This is a genomic window from Rhizobium sp. NRK18 (assembly GCF_024385575.1).
Classification (GTDB): Bacteria; Pseudomonadota; Alphaproteobacteria; order Rhizobiales; family Rhizobiaceae; genus JANFMV01.
In genome coordinates, this window is record NZ_JANFMV010000001.1 from 1134185 (window position 1) to 1154049 (window position 19865).

18 protein-coding genes are annotated in these 19865 nt (G+C 63.1%); 10 read left to right on the forward strand and 8 right to left on the reverse strand.

All coding sequences use genetic code 11. The features are described 5' to 3' along the window. Window positions 1–52: 52 nt before the first annotated feature. A complete protein-coding gene (locus NN662_RS05185; RefSeq protein WP_261929240.1) occupies window positions 53–1336 on the forward strand; it encodes an NAD(P)/FAD-dependent oxidoreductase in 1284 nt (427 codons plus the stop codon). Between the two features lie 42 nt (window positions 1337–1378). Here NN662_RS05185 and NN662_RS05190 read toward each other — a convergent pair whose 3' ends face one another. The 7 genes from NN662_RS05190 to NN662_RS05220 all read right to left on the reverse strand — a co-directional run bounded on the left by NN662_RS05190 (window position 1379) and on the right by NN662_RS05220 (window position 9208). Beyond that, window positions 1379–3004: an FGGY-family carbohydrate kinase gene (locus NN662_RS05190; RefSeq protein ID WP_261929241.1), complete on the reverse strand. Its 1626-nt coding sequence runs from the start codon at window positions 3002–3004 to the stop codon at window positions 1379–1381. Between the two features lie 8 nt (window positions 3005–3012). Continuing rightward, entirely contained in the window at window positions 3013–3942 is a 930-nt protein-coding gene (rbsK, locus tag NN662_RS05195; RefSeq protein ID WP_261929242.1) for a ribokinase, read from the reverse strand. Continuing rightward, the gene (locus NN662_RS05200; RefSeq protein ID WP_261929243.1) at window positions 3939–4400 is read right to left on the reverse strand and encodes an RbsD/FucU family protein; all 462 of its coding nucleotides are present in this window, start codon (window positions 4398–4400) and stop codon (window positions 3939–3941) included. The genes rbsK and NN662_RS05200 overlap by 4 nt, the downstream gene beginning before the upstream one ends. Window positions 4401–4451: 51 nt before the next feature. After that, a complete protein-coding gene (locus NN662_RS05205) occupies window positions 4452–5450 on the reverse strand; it encodes a LacI family DNA-binding transcriptional regulator (RefSeq protein WP_261929244.1) in 999 nt (332 codons plus the stop codon). A gap of 15 nt (window positions 5451–5465) precedes the next feature. Then, window positions 5466–6377: a carbohydrate ABC transporter permease gene (locus NN662_RS05210; RefSeq protein WP_261929245.1), complete on the reverse strand. Its 912-nt coding sequence runs from the start codon at window positions 6375–6377 to the stop codon at window positions 5466–5468. After that, entirely contained in the window at window positions 6377–7495 is a 1119-nt protein-coding gene (locus tag NN662_RS05215) for a carbohydrate ABC transporter permease (protein WP_261929246.1), read from the reverse strand. The genes NN662_RS05210 and NN662_RS05215 overlap by 1 nt, the downstream gene beginning before the upstream one ends. Window positions 7496–7567: 72 nt before the next feature. Beyond that, window positions 7568–9208 carry an extracellular solute-binding protein gene (locus tag NN662_RS05220; RefSeq protein ID WP_261929247.1) on the reverse strand — a complete coding sequence of 547 codons (1641 nt, stop codon included), beginning with the start codon at window positions 9206–9208 and terminating at the stop codon, window positions 7568–7570. A gap of 348 nt (window positions 9209–9556) precedes the next feature. On the opposite strand from NN662_RS05220, the gene NN662_RS05225 reads away from it, so the two are divergent. Continuing rightward, the gene (locus NN662_RS05225) at window positions 9557–10630 is read left to right on the forward strand and encodes an ABC transporter ATP-binding protein (protein ID WP_261929248.1); all 1074 of its coding nucleotides are present in this window, start codon (window positions 9557–9559) and stop codon (window positions 10628–10630) included. 46 nt (window positions 10631–10676) lie between these two features. Here the strand turns inward: NN662_RS05225 and NN662_RS05230 are convergent, their stop codons facing one another. Then, entirely contained in the window at window positions 10677–11564 is an 888-nt protein-coding gene (locus tag NN662_RS05230; protein ID WP_261929249.1) for a helix-turn-helix domain-containing protein, read from the reverse strand. A 160-nt stretch (window positions 11565–11724) separates the two neighbouring features. Between NN662_RS05230 and pobA the strand changes: the two genes are divergently transcribed. The 8 genes from pobA to NN662_RS05270 all read left to right on the forward strand — a co-directional run bounded on the left by pobA (window position 11725) and on the right by NN662_RS05270 (window position 19862). Further along, window positions 11725–12897, forward strand: coding sequence for a 4-hydroxybenzoate 3-monooxygenase (gene pobA / locus NN662_RS05235; protein ID WP_261929250.1), 1173 nt, complete (start codon window positions 11725–11727; stop codon window positions 12895–12897). Between the two features lie 126 nt (window positions 12898–13023). Then, on the forward strand, window positions 13024–13785 hold the full coding sequence (locus NN662_RS05240) for an SDR family NAD(P)-dependent oxidoreductase (RefSeq protein ID WP_261929251.1): 762 nt from the start codon (window positions 13024–13026) through the stop codon (window positions 13783–13785). Window positions 13786–13795: 10 nt separating this feature from the next. After that, window positions 13796–14590, forward strand: coding sequence for a crotonase/enoyl-CoA hydratase family protein (locus tag NN662_RS05245; protein WP_315972581.1), 795 nt, complete (start codon window positions 13796–13798; stop codon window positions 14588–14590). A gap of 46 nt (window positions 14591–14636) precedes the next feature. After that, complete coding sequence (locus tag NN662_RS05250) at window positions 14637–15677, forward strand: TRAP transporter substrate-binding protein (RefSeq protein WP_261929252.1); 1041 nt, start codon at window positions 14637–14639, stop codon at window positions 15675–15677. Between the two features lie 2 nt (window positions 15678–15679). After that, on the forward strand, window positions 15680–16222 hold the full coding sequence (locus NN662_RS05255) for a TRAP transporter small permease (protein WP_261929253.1): 543 nt from the start codon (window positions 15680–15682) through the stop codon (window positions 16220–16222). Further along, entirely contained in the window at window positions 16219–17541 is a 1323-nt protein-coding gene (locus NN662_RS05260) for a TRAP transporter large permease (RefSeq protein ID WP_261929254.1), read from the forward strand. The genes NN662_RS05255 and NN662_RS05260 overlap by 4 nt, the downstream gene beginning before the upstream one ends. Window positions 17542–17554: 13 nt before the next feature. Further along, window positions 17555–18055, forward strand: a complete 501-nt coding sequence (locus tag NN662_RS05265; RefSeq protein WP_261929255.1) for a MarR family winged helix-turn-helix transcriptional regulator — start codon at window positions 17555–17557, stop codon at window positions 18053–18055. After that, complete coding sequence (locus NN662_RS05270; protein WP_261929256.1) at window positions 18048–19862, forward strand: feruloyl-CoA synthase; 1815 nt, start codon at window positions 18048–18050, stop codon at window positions 19860–19862. The genes NN662_RS05265 and NN662_RS05270 overlap by 8 nt, the downstream gene beginning before the upstream one ends. The last annotated feature ends 3 nt before the right edge of the window (window positions 19863–19865 follow it).

Consider the following 19865-nt stretch of genomic DNA (forward strand, 5'->3'; position numbering starts at 1 on the left):
GCTCTCCGATCTCCTTGCGATCATCACCGACTCGCGCTGAAGGATTGCGGGAATGCTGAACGACCCACGCTCGCACGGCCTTTGGGAAAAGACCGCGCCATCTGCTCCGGAAACCACCGCGCTTCGCGGCGATTTCCGTGCCGAGGTGGTGATCGTCGGCGGCGGCTTCACCGGCATGTCCGCCGCGCTTCATCTGGCGGAGGCCGGACGGCGCGTGATCGTACTCGAGGGCGCCGAGATCGGTTTCGGCGGTGCCGGCCGCAATGTCGGGCTGATCAATGCCGGAATGTGGGTGATGCCGGACGACCTGCCGGGCGAACTCGGCGAGGTGCAGGGCGAGCGATTGCTGACCATGCTCGGCTCCGGCCCGAAGGTCGTGATGGACATCATCGACCGGCATGGAATCGCCTGCGAACTGCAGTGCAACGGCACATTGCATTGCGCCGTCGGAGAGGCGGGCCTGCAAGACATCTCCGAGCGGGAAAGGCAGTGGCGCAAGCGAGGAGCGCCGGTGTCGCTGGTCGATGCCGCCGAGACGGCCCGTCTTGTCGGAACCAATGCCTATGCAGGCGCACTCCTGGACAAGCGCGCGGGAACGCTGCAGCCGCTGGCCTATGTCCGCGGCCTTGCCCGTGCGGCTCTTGCGGCAGGCGCTACGATCCACACCGGGTCGCGCGTGACCGCCTGCTCGCGGACCGGTTCGGAGTGGACCGTGAGAACGTCAGGCGGAAGCGTCACTGCGCCCTGGGTGATCGTCGCGACAGATGCCTACAGCACCGGGCCATGGACAGCCGTGCGGCAGGAGCAGGTACATCTGCCCTATTTCAACCTCGCGACCCGGCCGCTGCCGCCGGATATTCTGCAGACCATTCTGCCTGAAAGGCAGGGTGCCTGGGATACGAAGGAAATCCTTTCCTCGTTCCGGCTCGATCAGGCGGGCCGCCTGGTCTTCGGCAGTGTCGGCGCGTTGCGCAATACCGGGCGCACCGTCCATGTCGCCTGGGCCAAGCGATCGCTCAAACGGCTTTTTCCGGCCCTTGGTCCCGTCGAGTTCGAAAGCGAATGGTTCGGAATGATCGGCATGACGGACAATGCCCTGCCGCGCTTCCACCGGTTTGCGGAGAATGTTGTGGGCTTTTCCGGCTACAACGGGCGTGGTATCGCGCCCGGCACCGTCTTCGGCCGCGCGCTGGCGGAGCTTGTTCTCGGAACTCTCGACGAGGCGGACCTTCCGCTGCCGCTGACGGAGCAGACGATCCCGGCGCTGCGACTGGCCAAGGAGGTCTATTACGAGGCGGGCGCGCAGATCGCCCATCTTGCGGGCGAGCGTTTCTGAAGGCAGCGATCCGCCTTTGCGACGCTCCATATTTCTGTCGCCTCAGATATCCCGAACAGCTCTCGCGGAGGTCTGGAGGCTTTTGAACGCGTCGTAGCGCCTGGCGTGGAGGTCTTGAAACCGTGTGTCTGGTTGAAAGGTCGCCTCTGCGGCGGACATCCGCTGCATCGCCGTTTGCAGGCTATCGACGCTGCCGGAGGCCATCGCGCCGAGCATGGCGGACCCCAGAAGCACCGGCTCGCTGGTCGCGGGCGCGATGACCGGCAGCCCGCACGCGTCGGCGAGCAAGTGCCGGATCAGCGGATGCTGACCCGCACCGCCGCTGATAACCACGTTCTCTGTCGTAATGCCTGCCTCGGCCTGCGCGTCGACGATCTGGCGCAGACCGTAGCCGATCCCGCAGATGCCGGCGACGTAAAGCGCCACGAGGCTGTCGATGTCGCGGTCCATGCCGAGGCCGGCGATCAGGCCGCGGGCATGCGGGTCGGCGAAGGGGGCGCGGTTGCCGAAAAACTCCGGCACGACATGCAGACCGCGCGCGAGCTGGACGGCTGCGGAGGCGGATCCCGACTTTTCGATTGCCATGTCGGCGAGGTAGGCCGGCAGTGATTGACCGGCGGATTGCGCGCGGCTTGCGGCCTCCGATGAGGAGGGATGCAGGGCCAGCAGATGATCGATTGCGGCGCCGGCCGCGCTCTGGCCGCCTTCGCTCAACCACATGCCCGGCACCATGGCGGAATAATAGGGTCCCCAGACGCCGGGAACGAAGACCGGCGCCTCCGTGGTCGTCATGGTGCACGACGAGGTGCCGAAGACGTAACCGAGATTGCTCGCCGCCCCCTTGCCGATGCCGACCGTGCCCAGTCCGCCGGCATGGGCGTCGATCAGTCCTGCACCCACGGCAATGCCGGCCGGCAGGCCGAAATCCCTGGCAGCTTCCGCCGTCAGGCCCGACCCAAGCGCAGTGCCCGGCTCGACAATCGTCTGGCCAATGCGGGCGAAGTTCTCTTCACTGAGGTCGCCGAGGCCGATCTTTTCGAAATAGTCGGCAGACCAGCGGTTTTCATGGGCGAGATAGGTCCATTTGCAGGTGACGGTACAGGTCGAACGGGCGAGATCACCGGTCGCCTTCCAGGTCAGGAAATCGGCGAGATCGAAGAACTGCCAGGCGCGATCGAAGATCTCCGACCGGTTTTCCTTCAGCCACAGCAGCTTCGGGGTCTCCATTTCCGGCGATATCCGGCCGCCGACATAGTCGAGCACTGGATGACCGAGCGCATTGATCCGCTCCGCCTGACTGATCGCGCGATGATCCATCCAGACGATAATGTCCCTGTCGGGATCCTCCGAGGATCCGACGGGGAGGGGCGCGCCGCCGTCTCCGAGCACCACCAGCGAACAGGTGGCGTCGAAGCCGATGCCGATCGCCGACGATGCGGCGCGGCCGCACCCGGCGACTGCCTCGCGAACGGCTGCCGATACCGCCGACCAGATGTCGCGGCTCGATTGCTCGGCTATGCCGCCGGCGTCCCGGTAGAGGGCGATGTCGCGCTTGGCGACGGCGAGCAGCTTGCCCGAAAGATCGAAAACGCCGGCGCGGGCACTGCCCGTGCCGACGTCTACGCCGATCAGAAACCGGTCGTCGCTATTTTCGTCCGTGCTCGCCATCCGCTCGTTCATGCGGAGGCCAGCAGCGCTTCGATTTCGCTGCGTTCGGGCATGGCCGGGGCCGTTCCGGGGCGGGTGACGGCAATGCCAGCGGTTGCCGCGCCGAAGCGCACCGCATCGATTGCGGCCCGGCCTTCGGCAATCGCCGTCGCAAAACCGCCGAGGAAAGCGTCTCCGGCGCCGGTCGTGTCGACGACTTTGCCGACAGAAAATGCGGGTACGAATTCGCTGTGGCCGGCCGTGTGGTAGAGCGCACCGCGGCCGCCGAGCGTGATGACGACGCCCTTGGCGCCGCGCTTCAGCAATGTATCCGCCGCCTTGACCGCCTGCTCGTCGGTGTCGACGTCGTGGCCGACAATGCCGGCCGCTTCCACCTCGTTCGGGACGATGAAGTCGCAGAGCGGGTAGATGCCATCCGGCAGGGCCTGGGCGGGTGCCGGGTTGAAGATCGTCGTTACACCGGCCTTCTTTGCGATCGTCAGACCATGGATGGCGGCTTCGATCGGCTGCTCGAGCTGGGTCATGAAGATCGCGGCGCCTTCGATCTCGGCGCGATTGGCGTCGACGTCTTCCTTGCCGATCATGCCGGCGGCACCCGGTGCGACGATGATGGCGTTGTCGCCATTGTCCTCGTTGACGAAGATGAAGGCGGCGCCGGTCGATACGCCGTCCATGCGCATGACATTGGCTTTCACGCCGGCCGCGTCATAGGCAGCGAGCGCCATGTCGCCGAAGGGGTCGTTGCCGACGCGCGAAATGAAGGTGACCTTGCCACCGGCCTTGGCTGCGGCGATCGCCTGGTTGGAACCCTTGCCGCCGGGGCCGAGCGAGAAACCCGACCCGATCAGGGTTTCGGCGATCTGCGGCATGCGCTTGGCCTTGTAGGCGGTGTCGGCAGCGAAGATGCCGAGGATGACGATTGATTTTCTGTCGCTCATCGCACCACGTCCTCGGCCGGAATGACGCCCTTGGTGAGGATGAAGCAGCCGTAGAAGCGCATCTCTCCGGTGGCGATGACGCAGTAGGCCTTGCGAGCGATATCGTAGAAGGCCATCCGCTCAATCGGGTACATCGGCGCTGGCTTGCCTTCGACGCGATCGACGATCGCCTGGACTTCCGCCTGGACGCCCGGGATTTCGTCAGGCTTGCCGATCACTTCCATGCGGCCGACGGACGGCTGCAGCGGCGTGTCGAGCGGCAGGACGGACAGGATGGCGTCGATCGCCTGTGGTGCCGGGATGTTCTCCATGGTCAGGAGCTTGCCGAGCCGCGTCTTATGCGCGACGGAATCGGACGGGAAATTGGTGTCCGACACGACCAGATAATCGCCGTGGCCCATGTTGCTCAGCGCCTGGAGAATGTCGCCGTTGAGTTCCGCCCTTATACCTTTGAGCATGGTTTCTTCCCTTCTTGTGGCCGCCGTTCCGGCGTTGTCTGCAATTGCGTTTCAGGTGTGATTGTGGGCGGGCGGTCCGGTCGAGCCGCGCACCACGAGCGTTGCGCTCATCGCTTCGTCGCCAGGGTCCGGCTTTGCCTCGAAAAGCAGTTCGACGGCACGCCTTGCCAGTTCGTCCGTCGGCTGATGCACTGTGGTCAGCCGCGGCACGACGAGATTGGCGAGGTGAATGTCGTCGAAGCCGGTGACGGAAAGTTCGCGCGGGATGTCGATGCCGAGGTCGCGGGCGGCGCGCAGGGCACCGATCGCCTGCTGGTCGCTGGCCGCGGCAATGGCGGTCGGTCGCTGCCCTGTGGGCCGTGAGAGCAGCATTCGGGCGACGGCCTCGCCGGATTCGTAATCGAACTTTCCGTAGAAGATCTCGAGATCGACCGTGTCGCCCAACGCCTTGATCCGTTTGACGAAGCCGTCGCGGCGCGCGCGGCCGGCTTCCGTATCCACGGGGCCGGAGATATAGGCAATCCGCCGGTGGCCGAGTTCGAAAAGATGATCGGCGACGAGGGCTGCGGCCTGCGCGTGATTGGTCGACACCAGCGGGTAGCTACCGAAGCGGCGGTCGAGCGAGATGATCGGCACGCTCGATTTCAGGCGGACGGCGGGGCTGTCGCTGGCAGCGACCACGATGATGCCCCGCACGGAACGATCCAGGAAGGCGAGCATGTGGCTGCGCTCGGCGGCATGATCATTGTGGGAGCTGCCGAGCATCAGAGAGTGCTTGTGCTCGGAGGCGGCGATCTCTGCGCTTGCGGCCATTTGCCCGAAGAACGGGTTGGTGATGTCGGGGACGATCAGGCCGATGACGTCCGTCTTGCTGGTGCGCAGCGCCCTTGCCATGACATTTGGCCGGTAGCCGAGCGTCGAAATGGCGTCATTGACCTTGTCGCGCAGCGCCTGTTTGACGGCGGCCTCGCCGGCGAGCACCCGCGAGACCGTACCCACGGAGACGCCAGCCTCGACGGCGACATCCTTGACTGTGGGTATCTTGTCCATCTCGATAGACCGCTGCTATTTCACCGCGCCGGCGGTCATGCCGGCGATGATGTGTTTTTCCAGCAGGACGCCGACGAATACAAGAGGCAGGATGCCGGCCGTCGACAGCGCTGCCATCGACCACCAGTTGATGCCCTGGCTGCCGGTCTGGCTGGCGATCATCACGGGCAGCGTGTTGGTATTGGTCGAGGTCAGCAGCGCGGCGAAGAAATACTCGTTCCAGCACAGGATCAGCGCCAGGATGAAGGCGGCGACCATGCCCGGCGCCACCAGCGGCACGATGATGCGCAGGAAGGCGCCCCAGATCGACAGACCGTCGACGAGGGCGGCTTCCTCGAGTTCCACCGGCACCGTGGCGAACTGGTCGCGCATGATCCAGATGACGATCGGCAGCACCATCAGGGTGTAGATGGCGATCATCCCGGCATAGGTGTCGAGCAGCGCCAGTTCCTTGTAGAGAACGAGAAAGGGCAGGGCCAGCACGACGGGCGGCATGATCAGCTGCGACAGGAAGAAGAAGGAAATGTCCGAATTGCGCATGTAGCCGAACTTGTAGGAGAAGCGGCTGAGGCCGTAGGCGGCGAGCGATCCGAGGACGACGGCGAGGGCCGACGACGTTCCCGAAATGATGATGCTGTTCCAGAGCCGGCGCATGAACTCCTCGCGCACCGTGGAGGTCGCGAAGATCGTATCGGGCGAAAGCCCGAGCGAGCGCCAGCCGAGCCAGTTCGGATGGAAGTTCAGCCATGGCACGAGATTGCCGCGCATGACGTCGGCGGCCGTCTTGAAAGAGGTCGTGACGGTCCAGAACAGCGGAAAGATGCAGATGATCGCCCAAAGGGTCAGAAGACCGTAGACGACAAAGCGCATGCCCCACCAGCGCAGGCGCTGGCCGCGGTCGAATTTGTCGAGATCGATCGAAGCCATCAGAGCCTCCCTGTCATGCGGCGGACAATACGGTCCGAAATCTTCATCAGCCCCGTCATGCCGATGACGATGATCACCAGATAGACGAGTGCGAGCAACGTGCCGTAGCCGACATTCGATCTGTCGCGGTATTCGCGGTAGATGAAGCTGGTCACGGAATCGGTGGCGCCGCCCGGACCGCCGGAGGTGACGGTGATGATGATGTCGGCGAGCTTCAGCTTGAAGATGATGCGGATCATCACGGCGGTCACCGAGACCGGCAGCATCAGCGGGAAGATGACCTGCCAGAAGCGCTGCCACTTCGTCGCGCCGTCGACCTCGGCAGCCTCGAGGACCTCACGCGGCAGGGCCTGCAGGCCGGCGAGCAGCATGATCATCATGAAGGGAATGAAGGTCCAGGCGTCCATGATCATGATGGAGAGCCGGGCCGTCAGCGGATCGCCGAAAAAGGAGGGGTTTTCCCAGCCGAGCCAGCGGGCGAAGCGTGCGATCGGGCCGAAGCGCGGCTCCAGCATCGACTTGCCGACCATCCAGCTGATGGCGACCGGCGACAGCATCAACGGCACGAGGAAGGTGACGCGCCAGAACTTGCGGGCGACGATCTCCTGGTTCAGCAGAAGCGCGAGGCCGAAGGCGATCGCGTATTCGATGGCGATCGCCAGACAGTAATAGACCATGTTCAGGAGCGCATTGGCATAGAACGGGTCGGCGATCATCTGGCGGAGGTTGTCGAGCCCGTTGAACTGGCGGCCCGTCAGCGAGGCGAGGTTCCAGTTGGAAAATCCGACCCAGAGGGCAAACAGAAGCGGGAACACCACCATCGAGACGACGAAGAGGGCGGCAGGCAGCACGAACAGCGCCTTCTTGCCGGATTCGCCGTAGATGACCACGCGGGTCACGCACAGAACGAAGGCCCAGATGAAATAGGCGTAGAGCACCGGCCGCCAGTTGTCGAAGCCGAACCCGGTCCAGCCGAGGTCCTGGGACGCTTGCAGAATAAAGGAGGCAATCAGCCAGAGGGCGCTCAGCCAGAGAGCCGCATGGCCCCAGAAGCGCCGGCTCCTGGAAATGGATCCGGTTTCGACCGTGTGCAGCAGATCGCCTTCGGTTGTCGACATGATATTCCTCGTCCGGGCCGTTTTGAACGCCGGCGGAACGCGTGGTTCCGCCGGCGCGATCGGTTCAGGAGATCAGAGCCCGAGGCTCGCGCGATACAGCTTCAGCTGGCTTTCGCGGCCGATCTGATCGGTGATCTTCTCCCAGGCAGCGGCAATCGCGTCCGCGGTCTCCTGTGCGGACTTGTACTGTCCGGCAAAGCCCTTCGCCAGTTCGTCTTCCGCAACGGAATAGTACTGGAAGATACCGGGGATGCGCGGTTCGATGGCAGCGTTCGGGTGGTTGTAGCTGTCGGCGTTCGAACCGAGGAAGTCCTCGATGTAGGCGCGGTCGTAGCCTGCCTTTTCCCATTCGTCATACTTGAAGTGCGACTGACGGTAGGGCTGGAAACCGGACGGATAGGCCGACGTCCAGAGCGACAGGTCCTTGCCGCCGAGATGGGCGGCTGCGGACCAGGCGGCCTTGCGCTTCTTCTCGTCGCCCGAGACGCGGTTGGTGACGTAGATGCCCCAGCCGAGATAGGCCATGTTCGGGGCTTCGTTGTACTTTTCTTCCCAGGCGCCGGTCTTGCGGTTGTAGACCTTGTCCGAGCCGCGGTTGATGCCGAAGCCGACCACATCGCCGACGACCGAGGTGTCGGAGGTGCGGGCGGCCGCGCCCACGTCGCCCCACCAGGTGAGCATGGAGCCCGTGCCGGCGAGGAACTGCGAGAATGCGGTGGTGCCGGGGTCGGCATTGATCTGGTCCGCCGGATAGGCGTTGGCCGCGATCAGGTCCATCACGTCCTGGATCGCCTGAACCCAACCCGGATTGTTGACGAGAGGCTTCATGGTGTCCGGATCGAACAGCCATGCGGCGTCGCCCGGATATTTCACATACGGCGTTGCGCGGTCTTCGAGGAAGTAGAAGCCGAAACCGCCCCAGCCCTTGAGCGGATCAAGGAAGCCGTAGGTCGGAAGGCCGGTGAGTGGGTCGGTCTTGCCGATGACGGCCTTCGACACTTCGTTGATTTCCTGCCAGGTCTTCGGCGGTTCGGCCTTGCCGCTGACGGAGCCTTCGCCGAAATAGTCCTTGCGGTAGGCGAAGGTGTGGCAGTCGCCGTCGATCGTGACGCGATATGTCTTGCCGTCCCAGGTGCCGACCGGAGGCTTCAGGTAGTCCACGAGGTCGTCGGATTCGATCTGCTTGCCGACCCAGTCGGGCATCTCGTCGAGAAGACCACGACCGGCGGTGTCGCCCTCGAAGGGTGCGCCCATTTCGATGATGTCGAAGTCGACGGTGCCGGTGGCGATCGACTGCTGCAGGCGGGCGTTGTAGTCGGCCTGCGCCAGGTCGATCCAGTTGATCTTGGCGCCGGTATAGGCTTCCCAGGATTTCAGGAAGCCGCGGAACAGGAAGTTGTGCTGGTTCTGGTTGTTGAGACCCATGAAGGTCAGTTCAACGCCGGCAAATTCGCCTTCCTTGACATTTGCCTTGGTCGGGCCAAGGCAGAGTTCGCCGACCTTCTGGTAGTCCGCGTCCGTCGGCGACCCCTTGCCGACGCCGGGGATCTGCAGGATCTGCGCGCGGATGTCGTCTTCGGCAAATGCCATTCCCGGCAGGCCGCTCATCGCACCCGAAACGCCCAGCAGGGCCGCAGCACTTGCCGTGCCGCGCAATATGTCGCGGCGGCTGGCATGACGGCGCATCAATGCATCGTAAATCTCGACTTTCATGTGGTCTCCTCCACGTTTCTCTGATGTGCTGCCCGCAGGCTTGGAGGCGGCAAAGCCGTTCCGATTTTTGCGCTGGTCTCGGGCAGAACTATCTGGTAAGCAAGAAAATGAAACGTTTCATATCTTGCGTGAAACCGCTCCTCTCGGTCTCGGCATCGAGCATTAGACGGGAGCCGGAAAAAGTCAACAGAAAATGAAACGTTTCATGGAGGAGGTTGTCGCCAATTTTTCGCAAGCGGTTCAGGGCGCGTTTTGCCCGGTTTCCGCGTGGAAAATCTGCGGCTTTTGAAAGGAAGCCTCGGGTTCCGGTTCCGTGAGGACGGTCCGGCGCGAGGCGATGGGAGCGAGATGGCTGAGGTCAATATTTCCGGCGCGCAGAAAGCTTATGGCGCCTTGAACGTCCTTCACGGAATCGACATCGATATCAATGACGGCGAGTTCGTCGTGCTGGTCGGCCCGTCCGGCTGTGGCAAGTCGACCCTTCTTCGCATGGTCGCCGGGCTGGAAAGCATAACCGGCGGCACCATCTCGATCGGCGGGAAGGTGGTCAACAACCTGCCGCCCAAGGATCGCGACATCGCCATGGTGTTCCAGAGCTACGCGCTCTATCCGCACAAGACGGTGGCGGAGAACATGGTCTTCGCGCTGCGGCTGAAGAAGATGCCTGCCGACGTCATCAAGCAGCGCCTGCAGGCGGCCGCCGAGACGCTTGATCTGGTTCCCTATCTCGACCGTTATCCGCGCCAGCTTTCCGGCGGTCAGCGCCAGCGCGTGGCCATGGGTCGCGCCATCGTTCGCTCGCCGCAGGTGTTCCTGTTCGACGAGCCGCTGTCCAACCTCGACGCCAAGCTGCGCGTACAGATGCGCAAGGAAATCAAGGAGCTGCACCAGCGGCTGAAGACGACGACCGTCTATGTGACGCACGATCAGGTGGAGGCCATGACCATGGCGGACAAGATCGTGGTCATGCAGGGCGGCAATGTCGAGCAGATGGGCACGCCGCTCGAGCTTTACGATCGGCCGAACAATACGTTCGTCGCGACCTTCATCGGCTCGCCGTCGATGAACCTGATGAAGGGAACGTACAAGGCCGACAGGGGCCTGTTCGTCTCGGAAACGGGTGACGAGATTGCCCTCGGCTTCAGGCCCGAGGCAGCAGACGGGCAGCAGGTTCTGCTCGGCGTTCGCCCCGAGCATCTGCTGCTGAGCGAAAGCGGTCTTGCGGCAACCGTGATCGTGACAGAGCCGACAGGGCATGAAACCATGGTCTTCCTGCGCTACGGCGCCAGCGAACTGGTTGCCGTGTTTTCGGAGCGGCATGAATTCAAGCCCGGCCAGCAGGTGGTGGTTTCGCCACGGCCCGAGAAGCTGCATCTCTTCGACGCGAAGACGGGCAAGAGCCTGCGTCACGACTTCGGCTGACAGGAGGCGGGCGATAGCGAGGCGCAGCCGCTCGGCGCCCGCTTTGTCATGCGCCGAGCTTTTGACGCTCCGCAAGGCGCCATGCGCGCGGTGACACGCCGGTGTGGCGGACGAAGAAGCGCGAGAAATAGGCGGGATCGGAAAAGCCAAGGCTGAAGCTGATTTCCTGCACGCTGGTGCGAGTGAAGACCAGCTGGCGGCGGGCTGCCGCGAGCAGCTTTCCGGCGATGGCTTCCTGGACGCTCTTGCCGGTTGCCGCGCGCAGGACCCGGTTCAGATGGGTTGGCGAGATGTTCAGCGCTTGCGCATAAAAGGCTGCCGGGCGGTGGTCGAGATAGTGCTGCTGGAGTAGGGCATTGAACACCTCCAGGCGCCGTTCATTGACGGCCTCGTCTCTCGTTCCGTCGTCGGACCGCGTCTGATCAATGCGTTCGGTCAGCATCAGCACCGTCATCAGGTGGCTGTCGAGCAGCGCGGTGCGGTGGCCATGACGGGCCTCCCATTCGACGGCCATGCGTCTGAGGGTCTCGGCGACATAGTGGCCGTCATCATTGTCGCCCAGATAGGTGAGATGCGGCTTGGCAAGCCAGCTTCCAAGCCTGCTTCGCCCGCCCGGCGCTGCCGGCAGGTGTGAGGCGAGAATTGTGAAGACGAAACCGTCGACATCACTCGAAAAGCGAAAGCCGTGCTTTGCCGTTGGCGGCACGGTGATGATGGTCGGCGGGGCGAATACCTGCGTCCGTTCGCCGAACACGGCATCGCCGGAGCCGTCCGCGATGTACAGGATCTGAAAGAAATTCTCGTGGCGGTGCAGGGCGATTTCCCAGTGATGAAGCCGGCTGCGGGCGGGTATGGTTTCGCAATGCATCCAGAAATCGGGCCTATCGCCGATTTCTTCGCCGTATAGATCATATGTCGGGACAGGTTGGCGCATGGCTGTTTCCTGAGGCTATGTGTTCGATTTGTGCAATTTCTTGGCGGAAATGTCCATTGAGATCGAACCTGTCAAAACGCAAGTTTCTCCTGCAATCGAATGAACCCGGATGCGCTCCGGGGAAAGGACCATGGTGGGAGCCGTGGCCGCAGGAGGAAACATGCGCACACAAGTGGTCATCATCGGATCCGGTCCGTCCGGGCTTCTGCTCGGGCAGTTGCTGACGGATGCCGGCATCGACAATGTCATCCTCGATCGCGTCAGCAAGGAATATATCCTTGGGCGGGTGCGCGCCGGCGTTCTGGAGGAAAGCACCGTCCGGCTTCTGGACGAGGCAAATGCCGGCAAGCGCATGCATGCCGAAGGGCTGCCGCATGACGGCTTCTCGCTGGCGTTTGACGGTCGCGATCACCGCATTGACCTGTTCGGCCTGACCGGCGGCAAGCGTGTTATGGTTTACGGCCAGACGGAGCTGACATCCGACCTGATGCAGCGCCGCGAGGAGACGGGAGGCGTTTCCATACATGAGGCAGGCAACGTCGTGCCGCATGATTTTGACGGCGCCGCGCCTTATGTGACCTACGAAAAGGATGGCATCACGCATCGCATCGACTGCGATTTCATCGCCGGCTGCGACGGGTTTCATGGCGTCAGCCGAAAGTCCGTGCCAGACGGCGCTATCCGCTCCTATGAAAAGATCTATCCGTTTGGATGGCTCGGCATCCTGGCCGAGGTTCCGCCGGTCAATCACGAGCTCATCTATGCCAATCACGCGCGGGGCTTCGCGCTCTGCTCCATGCGCTCGACGACCCGAAGCCGCTACTACATCCAGTGCGCGCTCGACGAGAAGATCGAGGACTGGAGCGACGACCGGTTCTGGGATGAACTGCGCCGCCGCTTGCCGGACTTCCACGCCGAAAGGGTAACGACGGGACCGTCGTTCGAAAAGTCGATCGCGCCCTTGCGTTCCTTCGTTGCCGAACCGATGCGCTTCAACCGGCTGTTCCTTGTTGGTGATGCGGCGCATATCGTGCCGCCGACAGGTGCCAAGGGATTGAATCTCGCTGCGAGCGACGTGCACTACCTCTTCCAGGGGCTGCTCGAACACTACAAGGAGAAGTCGGATGCGGGCATCGAGGCCTATTCGTCGCGCGCTCTCGCACGGATCTGGAAGGCTGTCCGCTTCTCCTGGTGGATGACGACGATGATGCATCGCTTCCCCGACACGCTCGACTTCGACCAGAAGATCCAGGAAGCGGAACTCGACTATCTCACCCATTCGCGTGCGGCATCGACGGCGCTTGCGGAAAACTACGTCGGTCTGCCGTTCTAGCATTGCAATTCCGGCTTCTCGTTTTGACGCAAACGGTGAGCAGTTCCTGATTTTGTCATGCTTGCATATTGTTCATTGACATAACAATATTTTTTCATAACAAATATGGACAGGGAGGAATTGTCGATGATCAAGGGACACGTTGCTGTGGTAACGGGAGCGGGCAGTGGCTTGGGTGCCGCGACCGCGCGCCACCTGGCTGCGCTTGGCGCAAAGGTCGCCTGTATCGATCTCTCCGAAAGTGCCGCTGCCGCAGTTGCCGGCGAGATTGGCGGGCTCGCGATCGGCGCTGATGTTTCCAGCGAAGTCGAGGTCGGTGCCGCTTTTGCCCGTATCGTCGACGAGCTTGGAACCCCGCGGATTGCCGTGTCCTGCGCCGGCATCGGAACGGCCGCCCGCATCCTGCCGCGCGATGGCAGTCTTTCGATCGGCCCGTTCGATCGCACCCTGCGTGTCAATCTTCTGGGAACCTATACCGTGATGAGCTTTGCCGCGCGGGCAATGGCTGCGGCCGAGCCTCTGGACGCTGACGGCGCGCGCGGGGTCATCATCAATACTGCCTCCGTCGCCTTCGAGGATGGGCAGGTCGGACAGTCCGCCTATTCTGCGTCCAAGGGCGGCGTCGTGTCGATGACGCTGCCGGCCGCCCGCGAGCTTTCGCGCTTCGGCATCCGGGTAATGGCGATTGCACCGGGGCTGTTCGAGACTTCGATGAGCGAGGGGCTACCGGATGAGGTGCGGGCGGAAATCCTCAAATCCGTACCTTTCCCGTCCAGGATGGGCGAGCCGAAGGAATACGCCCGCCTCGTCCAGGCGATCGTCGAAAATCCGATGCTGAACGGCTCGGTCATCCGCCTCGACGCCAGCGCGCGCATGCCAATCAAGTAGGAGACGTTTCTTGTCACAGGCACATGTCAAAACCGGGGATGCGAACCAGATGCTGACCGTCGAAATCGATGGACCGCTGGCAATCCTCCGGATGAACCGACCGGAAAAGCGCAATGCCATGTGCGACGCGTTGCTCGATCAGATCGACGCCTTTTTCAGTCGGCCGCCAAAGGGTGTGCGTGTCGTCATTCTTACCGGAACGGCGGGCCATTTTTGTTCGGGTCTGGACCTCAGCGAGCATGTCGCCCGTGATGCCGAAGATACGATGCGTCATTCGCGCAACTGGCACCGGGTGATGGAACTCGTGCAGTTTTCCGGCCTTCCGGTCGTGTCCGCGCTGTTCGGCGCGGTGATCGGCGGCGGGCTGGAGCTTGCGGCATCGACCCATGTGCGCATCGCCGAGCCTTCGACCATTTTCCAGCTGCCGGAGGGGCGGCGCGGAATTTTTGTCGGCGGCGGGGCAAGCGTGAAGATCGGCCGCATCATCGGTTCCGACCGGATGTGCGAGATGATGCTGACCGGCCGCAAATACGGCGCCGAGGAGGGTCTGGCGCTCGGACTGGCGCATTACGCCGTTGGTGAGGGCGAGGCGATGGCGATGGCGCGCGAACTGGCGCTGAAGATCGCCGACAACGCCCAGCTTTCCAATTTTATGATGATCCAGGCGATCAGCCGGATATCCGACATGTCGCGTGCCGACGGTCTCTTCACCGAGAGCCTCGCCGCCGCCGTGTCGCAGACAAGCGCAGATGCCGTGGAGGGCCTGAAAGCCTTCCTGGAGAAGCGAAAGCCGGATTTCCGGTAGACGCGACAAGCGTGAATTGAAGGTCGAGATAGTGGGAGGAACTTCGATGACCAGCTTCACAAGACGTACAGTACTGGCTTCCATCGGCGCGGCATTGGCCACGCCGGCAATTCTAACGCGGGCGCACGCCGCGGAGGTGACGCTTCGGCTGCATCACTTCCTGCCGGGTGTCGCTCCGATGCAGAAGCAGTTTTTCGAGCCCTGGGCCGCCGAGGTCGCGAAGGCCTCGAACGGGGCAATCGAGATTCAGATTTTCCCGGCCATGCAGCTCGGTGGAAAGCCGCCGCAGCTCGTCGACCAGACGCGCCAGGGCATCTGCGATATCGCCTGGACGCTGCCGGTCTACACGCCGGACCGCTTCCCGGTGGCCGAAACCATGTCCAACCCGTTCATGGTCACAACGGCGGAGAAGACATCGGTCGCCATGCACAAGCTGATGGACGAGTTCGGTCCGAATGAATATCGCGGGATGAAGGTTCTCGCCTATCACACCCATGCCGGCGGCAAGCTGCACACGCGCAACGCGCCCGTGCTCAGCAAGGCCGACCTCAAGGGGCTCAAGCTGCGCGCGCCGAACCAGGCAACGGGCGACATGCTGACGTCGCTTGGCGCGGAGGTCGTCTTCTTCCCCGTCACCGAAATGGTGGTCGGGCTGTCGAGTGGCGTTATCGACGGTTGCTGCCTGCCGTTCGAAGTGGTGCCCGCGTTCAAGCTGCAGGAACTGACATCCTTCAGCGCGGAGCCGGCGCCGGCGGCGCGTGGCCTTTATGCCAACACGTTCGCCTTCGTGATGAACCAGGCGAAGTATGAAAGCCTTTCGGACGATCTTCGTGGCGTCATCGATGCCGCTTCCGGCATGGAACTGTCGCACCGCATCGGCAAGCAGTTCGACGAATTCGAGGCTTTCGGCCGATCCGTCGTCGAGAAGCAGGGCAACAAGATCGTCGAGATTCCGACCGAGGAAATCGCCACCTGGCGCGAGGCAGCCGTGCCGATCCATGCGGCCTGGACCGAAAAGCTCAACAAGGCCGGTCTCGACGGTGCCGCCATCATGGCGCGCGCAAACGCACTGCTTGACGAGAGCTGATCATGTCGGAACGCCTTCCAGTAGAGGCAGGACAGGAGGGGGGCACCCTCCTGTCCAGGACGCTCCGCGTCCTGTGCACGGCGCTGGCCGGCCTTGGCGGGCTGGTGGTGCTCGGCGCGTCGGTCACGGTTGCCGTTTCCGTGATTGGCGCAACATTCGGCTTCGGCGCGGTGCGCGGCGAATTCGAACTGGTGGAGCTTTCCTGCGCCGCCTGCGCTTCGCTTTTCCTGCCGCTCTGCCAGCTTTCCAAGGGACACGTCATGGTCGACGTTTTCACCAACTGGCTGCCACGCGCCACCAATCGCTCGATCGACGCGGTCTGGACGTTTCTCTTCGCGCTCGCCTGGGCATTCCTTTGCTGGGAACTGGTGCAGGGCATGATCGACATGCGGGGCTATGGCGACCAGACGATGCTGCTGCGCGCGCCGATCTGGTGGGTCTACCTGCCGGCCATTCTCGGCACCGGCATGTCCGCGCTCGTTGCGGCCGTCCAGGTCCTCGAAGCCGCCTTTCCCCGCAGTTTCCGCACCGGGATTGAAACATGACGCCCTTCGCCATCGCGATCGTCCTGATCGTTGCCCTCTTCATCCTGATTTTCATCCGTATGCCGATCGCCCTCGCCATGGGCCTCGTCGGTGCTGTCGGCTACATCCAGCTGAGCTCTCTTGCCGGACTGACCGCTTATCTGAAGTCGGCCTGGGTCGACAAGTTCATGTCCTACGACTTCGCCGTTGTGCCGCTCTTCATCCTGATGGGGCATCTGGCGACCAACTCCGGCATATCGGCCTCGATCTTCGCGGCGGCGCGCTCGTGGATCGGTCACCGGCGAGGCGGCCTGGCTATGGCGGCGGTTGCAGGGTGCGCTCTGTTCGGATCGATCTCCGGCTCGTCACTGGCGACGGCTTCGACGATGACGCGCGTCGCCATGCCGGAAATGCGCAAGCACGGCTTCTCCGGCGCGCTGTCCTCCGGTGCGCTAGCCGCCGGCGGTACGCTCGGCATTCTCATTCCGCCATCGGTGGTGCTGATCATCTATGCGCTGCTGACCGAACAGAATATCGTCAAGCTGTTCCTGGCCGCGACGGTGCCCGGCATCATGGCGGTCATCGGTTTCATGATCGCCATTTCGGTCTATGTCCGTCTCTATCCGGCGGAAGGGCCTACCAGCGAGCGCGAGAATTTCCGTCAGAGACTGCGCACCCTGCGTGACATCTGGCACGTGGCGCTGATCTTCATCATCGTTCTCGGCGGCATCTATGGCGGCTTCTTCACCCCGGCGCAGGGCGCGGCTATCGGCGTCGTCCTGACCTTGATCCTGGGCATACTGAAGGGTGGCCTCAGCCTGCGGTCGATCCTGGACAGCCTGGTCGACACGGCCGGTTCGACCGCGATGATCTTCGCCATCGTCTTCGGCGCCGATCTGTTCAACGTGGCGCTGGCGCTCAGCCGCATGCCGGTTGAGGTGGCCGATTTCTTCGCCGGCTCGGGCATCCCGCCGATGCTGATCCTTCTGGCTATGGTCGTCTTCTACCTCGTCATGGGCTGCCTCATGGATAGCCTTTCGATGATCCTGCTGACTGTTCCGGTGTTCTTTCCAACGGTCATGGCGCTCGATTTCGGCCTGACGCCGGAGCATATGGCCATGTGGTTCGGCATCATTTCGCTGATAGTCGTGGAAATGGGGCTGATCACGCCGCCGGTCGGGATGAACCTCTTCGTCATCTCGGCGCTCGCCAAGGACATCCCGATGACGCAGATCTTCCGCGGCACGCTGCCATTCATCATGGCGGAGTTCACCCGCATCGCCATCATCATCACGTTTCCGGCCTTGAGTTACTGGCTGGTCGATCTTGTCGCGAACTGAGGAGGGCCAACCAGTGTCCACCAACGCCGTTGCCAACCAGAACCTCGAGGTGAAGGCACCAGACGACCGGCTGCTTCGCCAGTTCGTCGGCTACAACATGAAACGGGCGTTCATCCCGGTTCATGAAGACATCAGCGAGACGCTGGCACCATTCGGGCTTCGGGTTGGTACCTTCTCGGCGCTCGCGGTGGTTACCGCCAGTCCCGGCATATCCCAGACGCGGCTGTCGCAGGTGCTGAACATCAAGCGCTCCGGAGTCGTCGTCGTCGTCGACGAACTGGAGAGTTTGAATGCGGTCGAACGCCTGCCCGTGGAAACCGACAGGCGCGCCTATGCCCTGCAGATCACGCCGGAGGGGGCCGATCTCTGGAACCGTGCGGAAGCTGCCGTTCAGGCCCATGAAGCCGCGATGTTTGCGGATCTCACGGCAGAAGAACTCGATACGTTGCGAAAACTCTTGAGCCGGGCGGCGCGCAGTGGCGCAAAGCGCCGGCGGGAGCAGTTGGATGACTGAGACGATCACCGCTCTGCGCACCGTGCGCCACTCCGTGACCATGCACAGTGGCGACCAGCATCTGGTCTTGACCTCAAACCTGCCGCTCGATCCGGTTGTCGGTCGCACGGCCGACTGGCTGCAACACTGGGCCAAGACGGCTCCTGATCGCGTATTTCTGTCGGAAAGGGCAGGCGAGGGCTGGCGCGATGTCACTTATCATCAGGCGCTTGTCCATATCCGCGCGATAGCCTCGGCGCTGATTGCCCGGGGCATGGGGCCGGAAACCCCGATCGTCATCCTTTCGGGCAATTCGATCGATCATGCATTGCTGTCCTATGGTGCGCAATTTGCCGGCGTGCCGACGGTGCCGCTCGCCGAACAGTATTCGCTGATCCCGGAGGCTCATGCGCGCCTGCTCTACATCGTCGAAAAGGTCTGCCCGGCACTCGCCTTTGTGGACGATGCGGGCCTTTATGCCGGCGCTCTTGGCCTGCCAGCCCTTGCCGGCGTAGAGATCGTCGCCAGCCGCACGGACGGCGCGCTCCGGCCGGTCACGCCGTTTGCGGATCTCCTTGCGGAAGAAGTCGCGGCTGACGTCGACGAGCGTCTTGCCACGGTCGGTCCCGACACCGTCGCCAAAATCCTCTTCACCTCCGGCTCCTCCTCCGATCCGAAGGGTGTCCTCACGACACAGAGGATGATGTGCGCGAACCAGTCGCAGATGGCTTCGGTGCTGCCTTTCCTCAAGGATCGCCCACCGAGCATCTGCGACTGGCTGCCCTGGAACCATGTCTTCGGCGGATCGCACAATCTCAACATGATGCTGGCGCATGGCGGCACGCTGACGATCGACAACGGCAAGCCGACAAAGGCACTGTTTGCCGAGACCGTGCGCAACACCACCGAGCGGCCGGGAACGCTGTCCTTCAATGTGCCGGTCGGCTTCTCCATGCTGGTGCGGGAAATGCAGACAAATGCTGCGCTGCGCGAAGCCTATTTCCGTGATCTGGACATGATCTTCTACGCCGGTGCCTCGCTGCCGCAGGATGTCTGGACCAGCCTGGAGACGATGGCGATGGAACAGCGGGGCCGCATTCCGCTGATGATCTCGAGCTGGGGCATGACCGAGACGGCGCCGGCGACCGTCATGGTGCACGAGCCGATCGGGCGTTCGGGCGTCATCGGCGTGCCCTTGCCCGGCACAGAGGTCAAGCTCATCCCGGACGAGGATCTGCGGTGCGAACTGCGCGTCAAAGGGCCGAACATCATGCCGGGCTACTATGGCGATCCGGCGAAGACCGCCGAGGCCTTCGACGAGGGCGGTTTCCTGAAGACAGGCGATGCGGTTCGCTTCGTCGATCCCGCGGATCCGGATCGCGGCCTGATCTTCGACGGACGAGTCTCGGAGGATTTCAAGCTCCAGACGGGAACATGGGTCCAGGCGGGCAAGCTGCGGCTCGACGCACTCGAAGGCTTGCGCGGGCTGGTGCAGGACGTCGTCGTCTGCGGTCACGACCGGGATGCGATCGGTCTCTTCATCTTTCCCCGCGCCGACCAGGTACACGGCGACAACTGTTCCGACGGCGCGGTGATCGACAGCATTCTGCAGGCGACGATCGAGGAACGGCTCAGGGCCATGGCAAAGACCGCAACGGGTTCCGGCCGGCGCATCAGCCGGGCGATGATCCTCGCCGAACCGCCGTCGCTCAAGGACGGTGAACTGACCGACAAGGGCTCGCTCAACGTGCGCAAGATCATCACGCGCCGGGCCCGTCTGCTGGAGCGCCTCTACGACAACGAAGACCCGGCGCTGATACGCGTCTGAGGG

Excerpts from the sequence above, each read along its gene's own strand:
- NN662_RS05270 (WP_261929256.1), top strand. The coding sequence starts at position 18,048 with ATGACTGAGACGATCACCGCTCTGCGCACCGTGCGCCACTCCGTGACC.
- NN662_RS05240 (WP_261929251.1), top strand. The coding sequence starts at position 13,024 with ATGATCAAGGGACACGTTGCTGTGGTAACGGGAGCGGGCAGTGGCTTG.
- NN662_RS05250 (WP_261929252.1), top strand. The coding sequence starts at position 14,637 with ATGACCAGCTTCACAAGACGTACAGTACTGGCTTCCATCGGCGCGGCA.
- NN662_RS05255 (WP_261929253.1), top strand. The coding sequence starts at position 15,680 with ATGTCGGAACGCCTTCCAGTAGAGGCAGGACAGGAGGGGGGCACCCTC.
- NN662_RS05185 (WP_261929240.1), top strand. The coding sequence starts at position 53 with ATGCTGAACGACCCACGCTCGCACGGCCTTTGGGAAAAGACCGCGCCA.
- NN662_RS05190 (WP_261929241.1), bottom strand. The coding sequence starts at position 3,004 with ATGGCGAGCACGGACGAAAATAGCGACGACCGGTTTCTGATCGGCGTA.
- NN662_RS05205 (WP_261929244.1), bottom strand. The coding sequence starts at position 5,450 with ATGGACAAGATACCCACAGTCAAGGATGTCGCCGTCGAGGCTGGCGTC.
- NN662_RS05260 (WP_261929254.1), top strand. The coding sequence starts at position 16,219 with ATGACGCCCTTCGCCATCGCGATCGTCCTGATCGTTGCCCTCTTCATC.
- NN662_RS05220 (WP_261929247.1), bottom strand. The coding sequence starts at position 9,208 with ATGAAAGTCGAGATTTACGATGCATTGATGCGCCGTCATGCCAGCCGC.
- pobA (WP_261929250.1), top strand. The coding sequence starts at position 11,725 with ATGCGCACACAAGTGGTCATCATCGGATCCGGTCCGTCCGGGCTTCTG.
- NN662_RS05215 (WP_261929246.1), bottom strand. The coding sequence starts at position 7,495 with ATGTCGACAACCGAAGGCGATCTGCTGCACACGGTCGAAACCGGATCC.
- rbsK (WP_261929242.1), bottom strand. The coding sequence starts at position 3,942 with ATGAGCGACAGAAAATCAATCGTCATCCTCGGCATCTTCGCTGCCGAC.
- NN662_RS05210 (WP_261929245.1), bottom strand. The coding sequence starts at position 6,377 with ATGGCTTCGATCGATCTCGACAAATTCGACCGCGGCCAGCGCCTGCGC.
- NN662_RS05230 (WP_261929249.1), bottom strand. The coding sequence starts at position 11,564 with ATGCGCCAACCTGTCCCGACATATGATCTATACGGCGAAGAAATCGGC.
- NN662_RS05225 (WP_261929248.1), top strand. The coding sequence starts at position 9,557 with ATGGCTGAGGTCAATATTTCCGGCGCGCAGAAAGCTTATGGCGCCTTG.
- NN662_RS05200 (WP_261929243.1), bottom strand. The coding sequence starts at position 4,400 with ATGCTCAAAGGTATAAGGGCGGAACTCAACGGCGACATTCTCCAGGCG.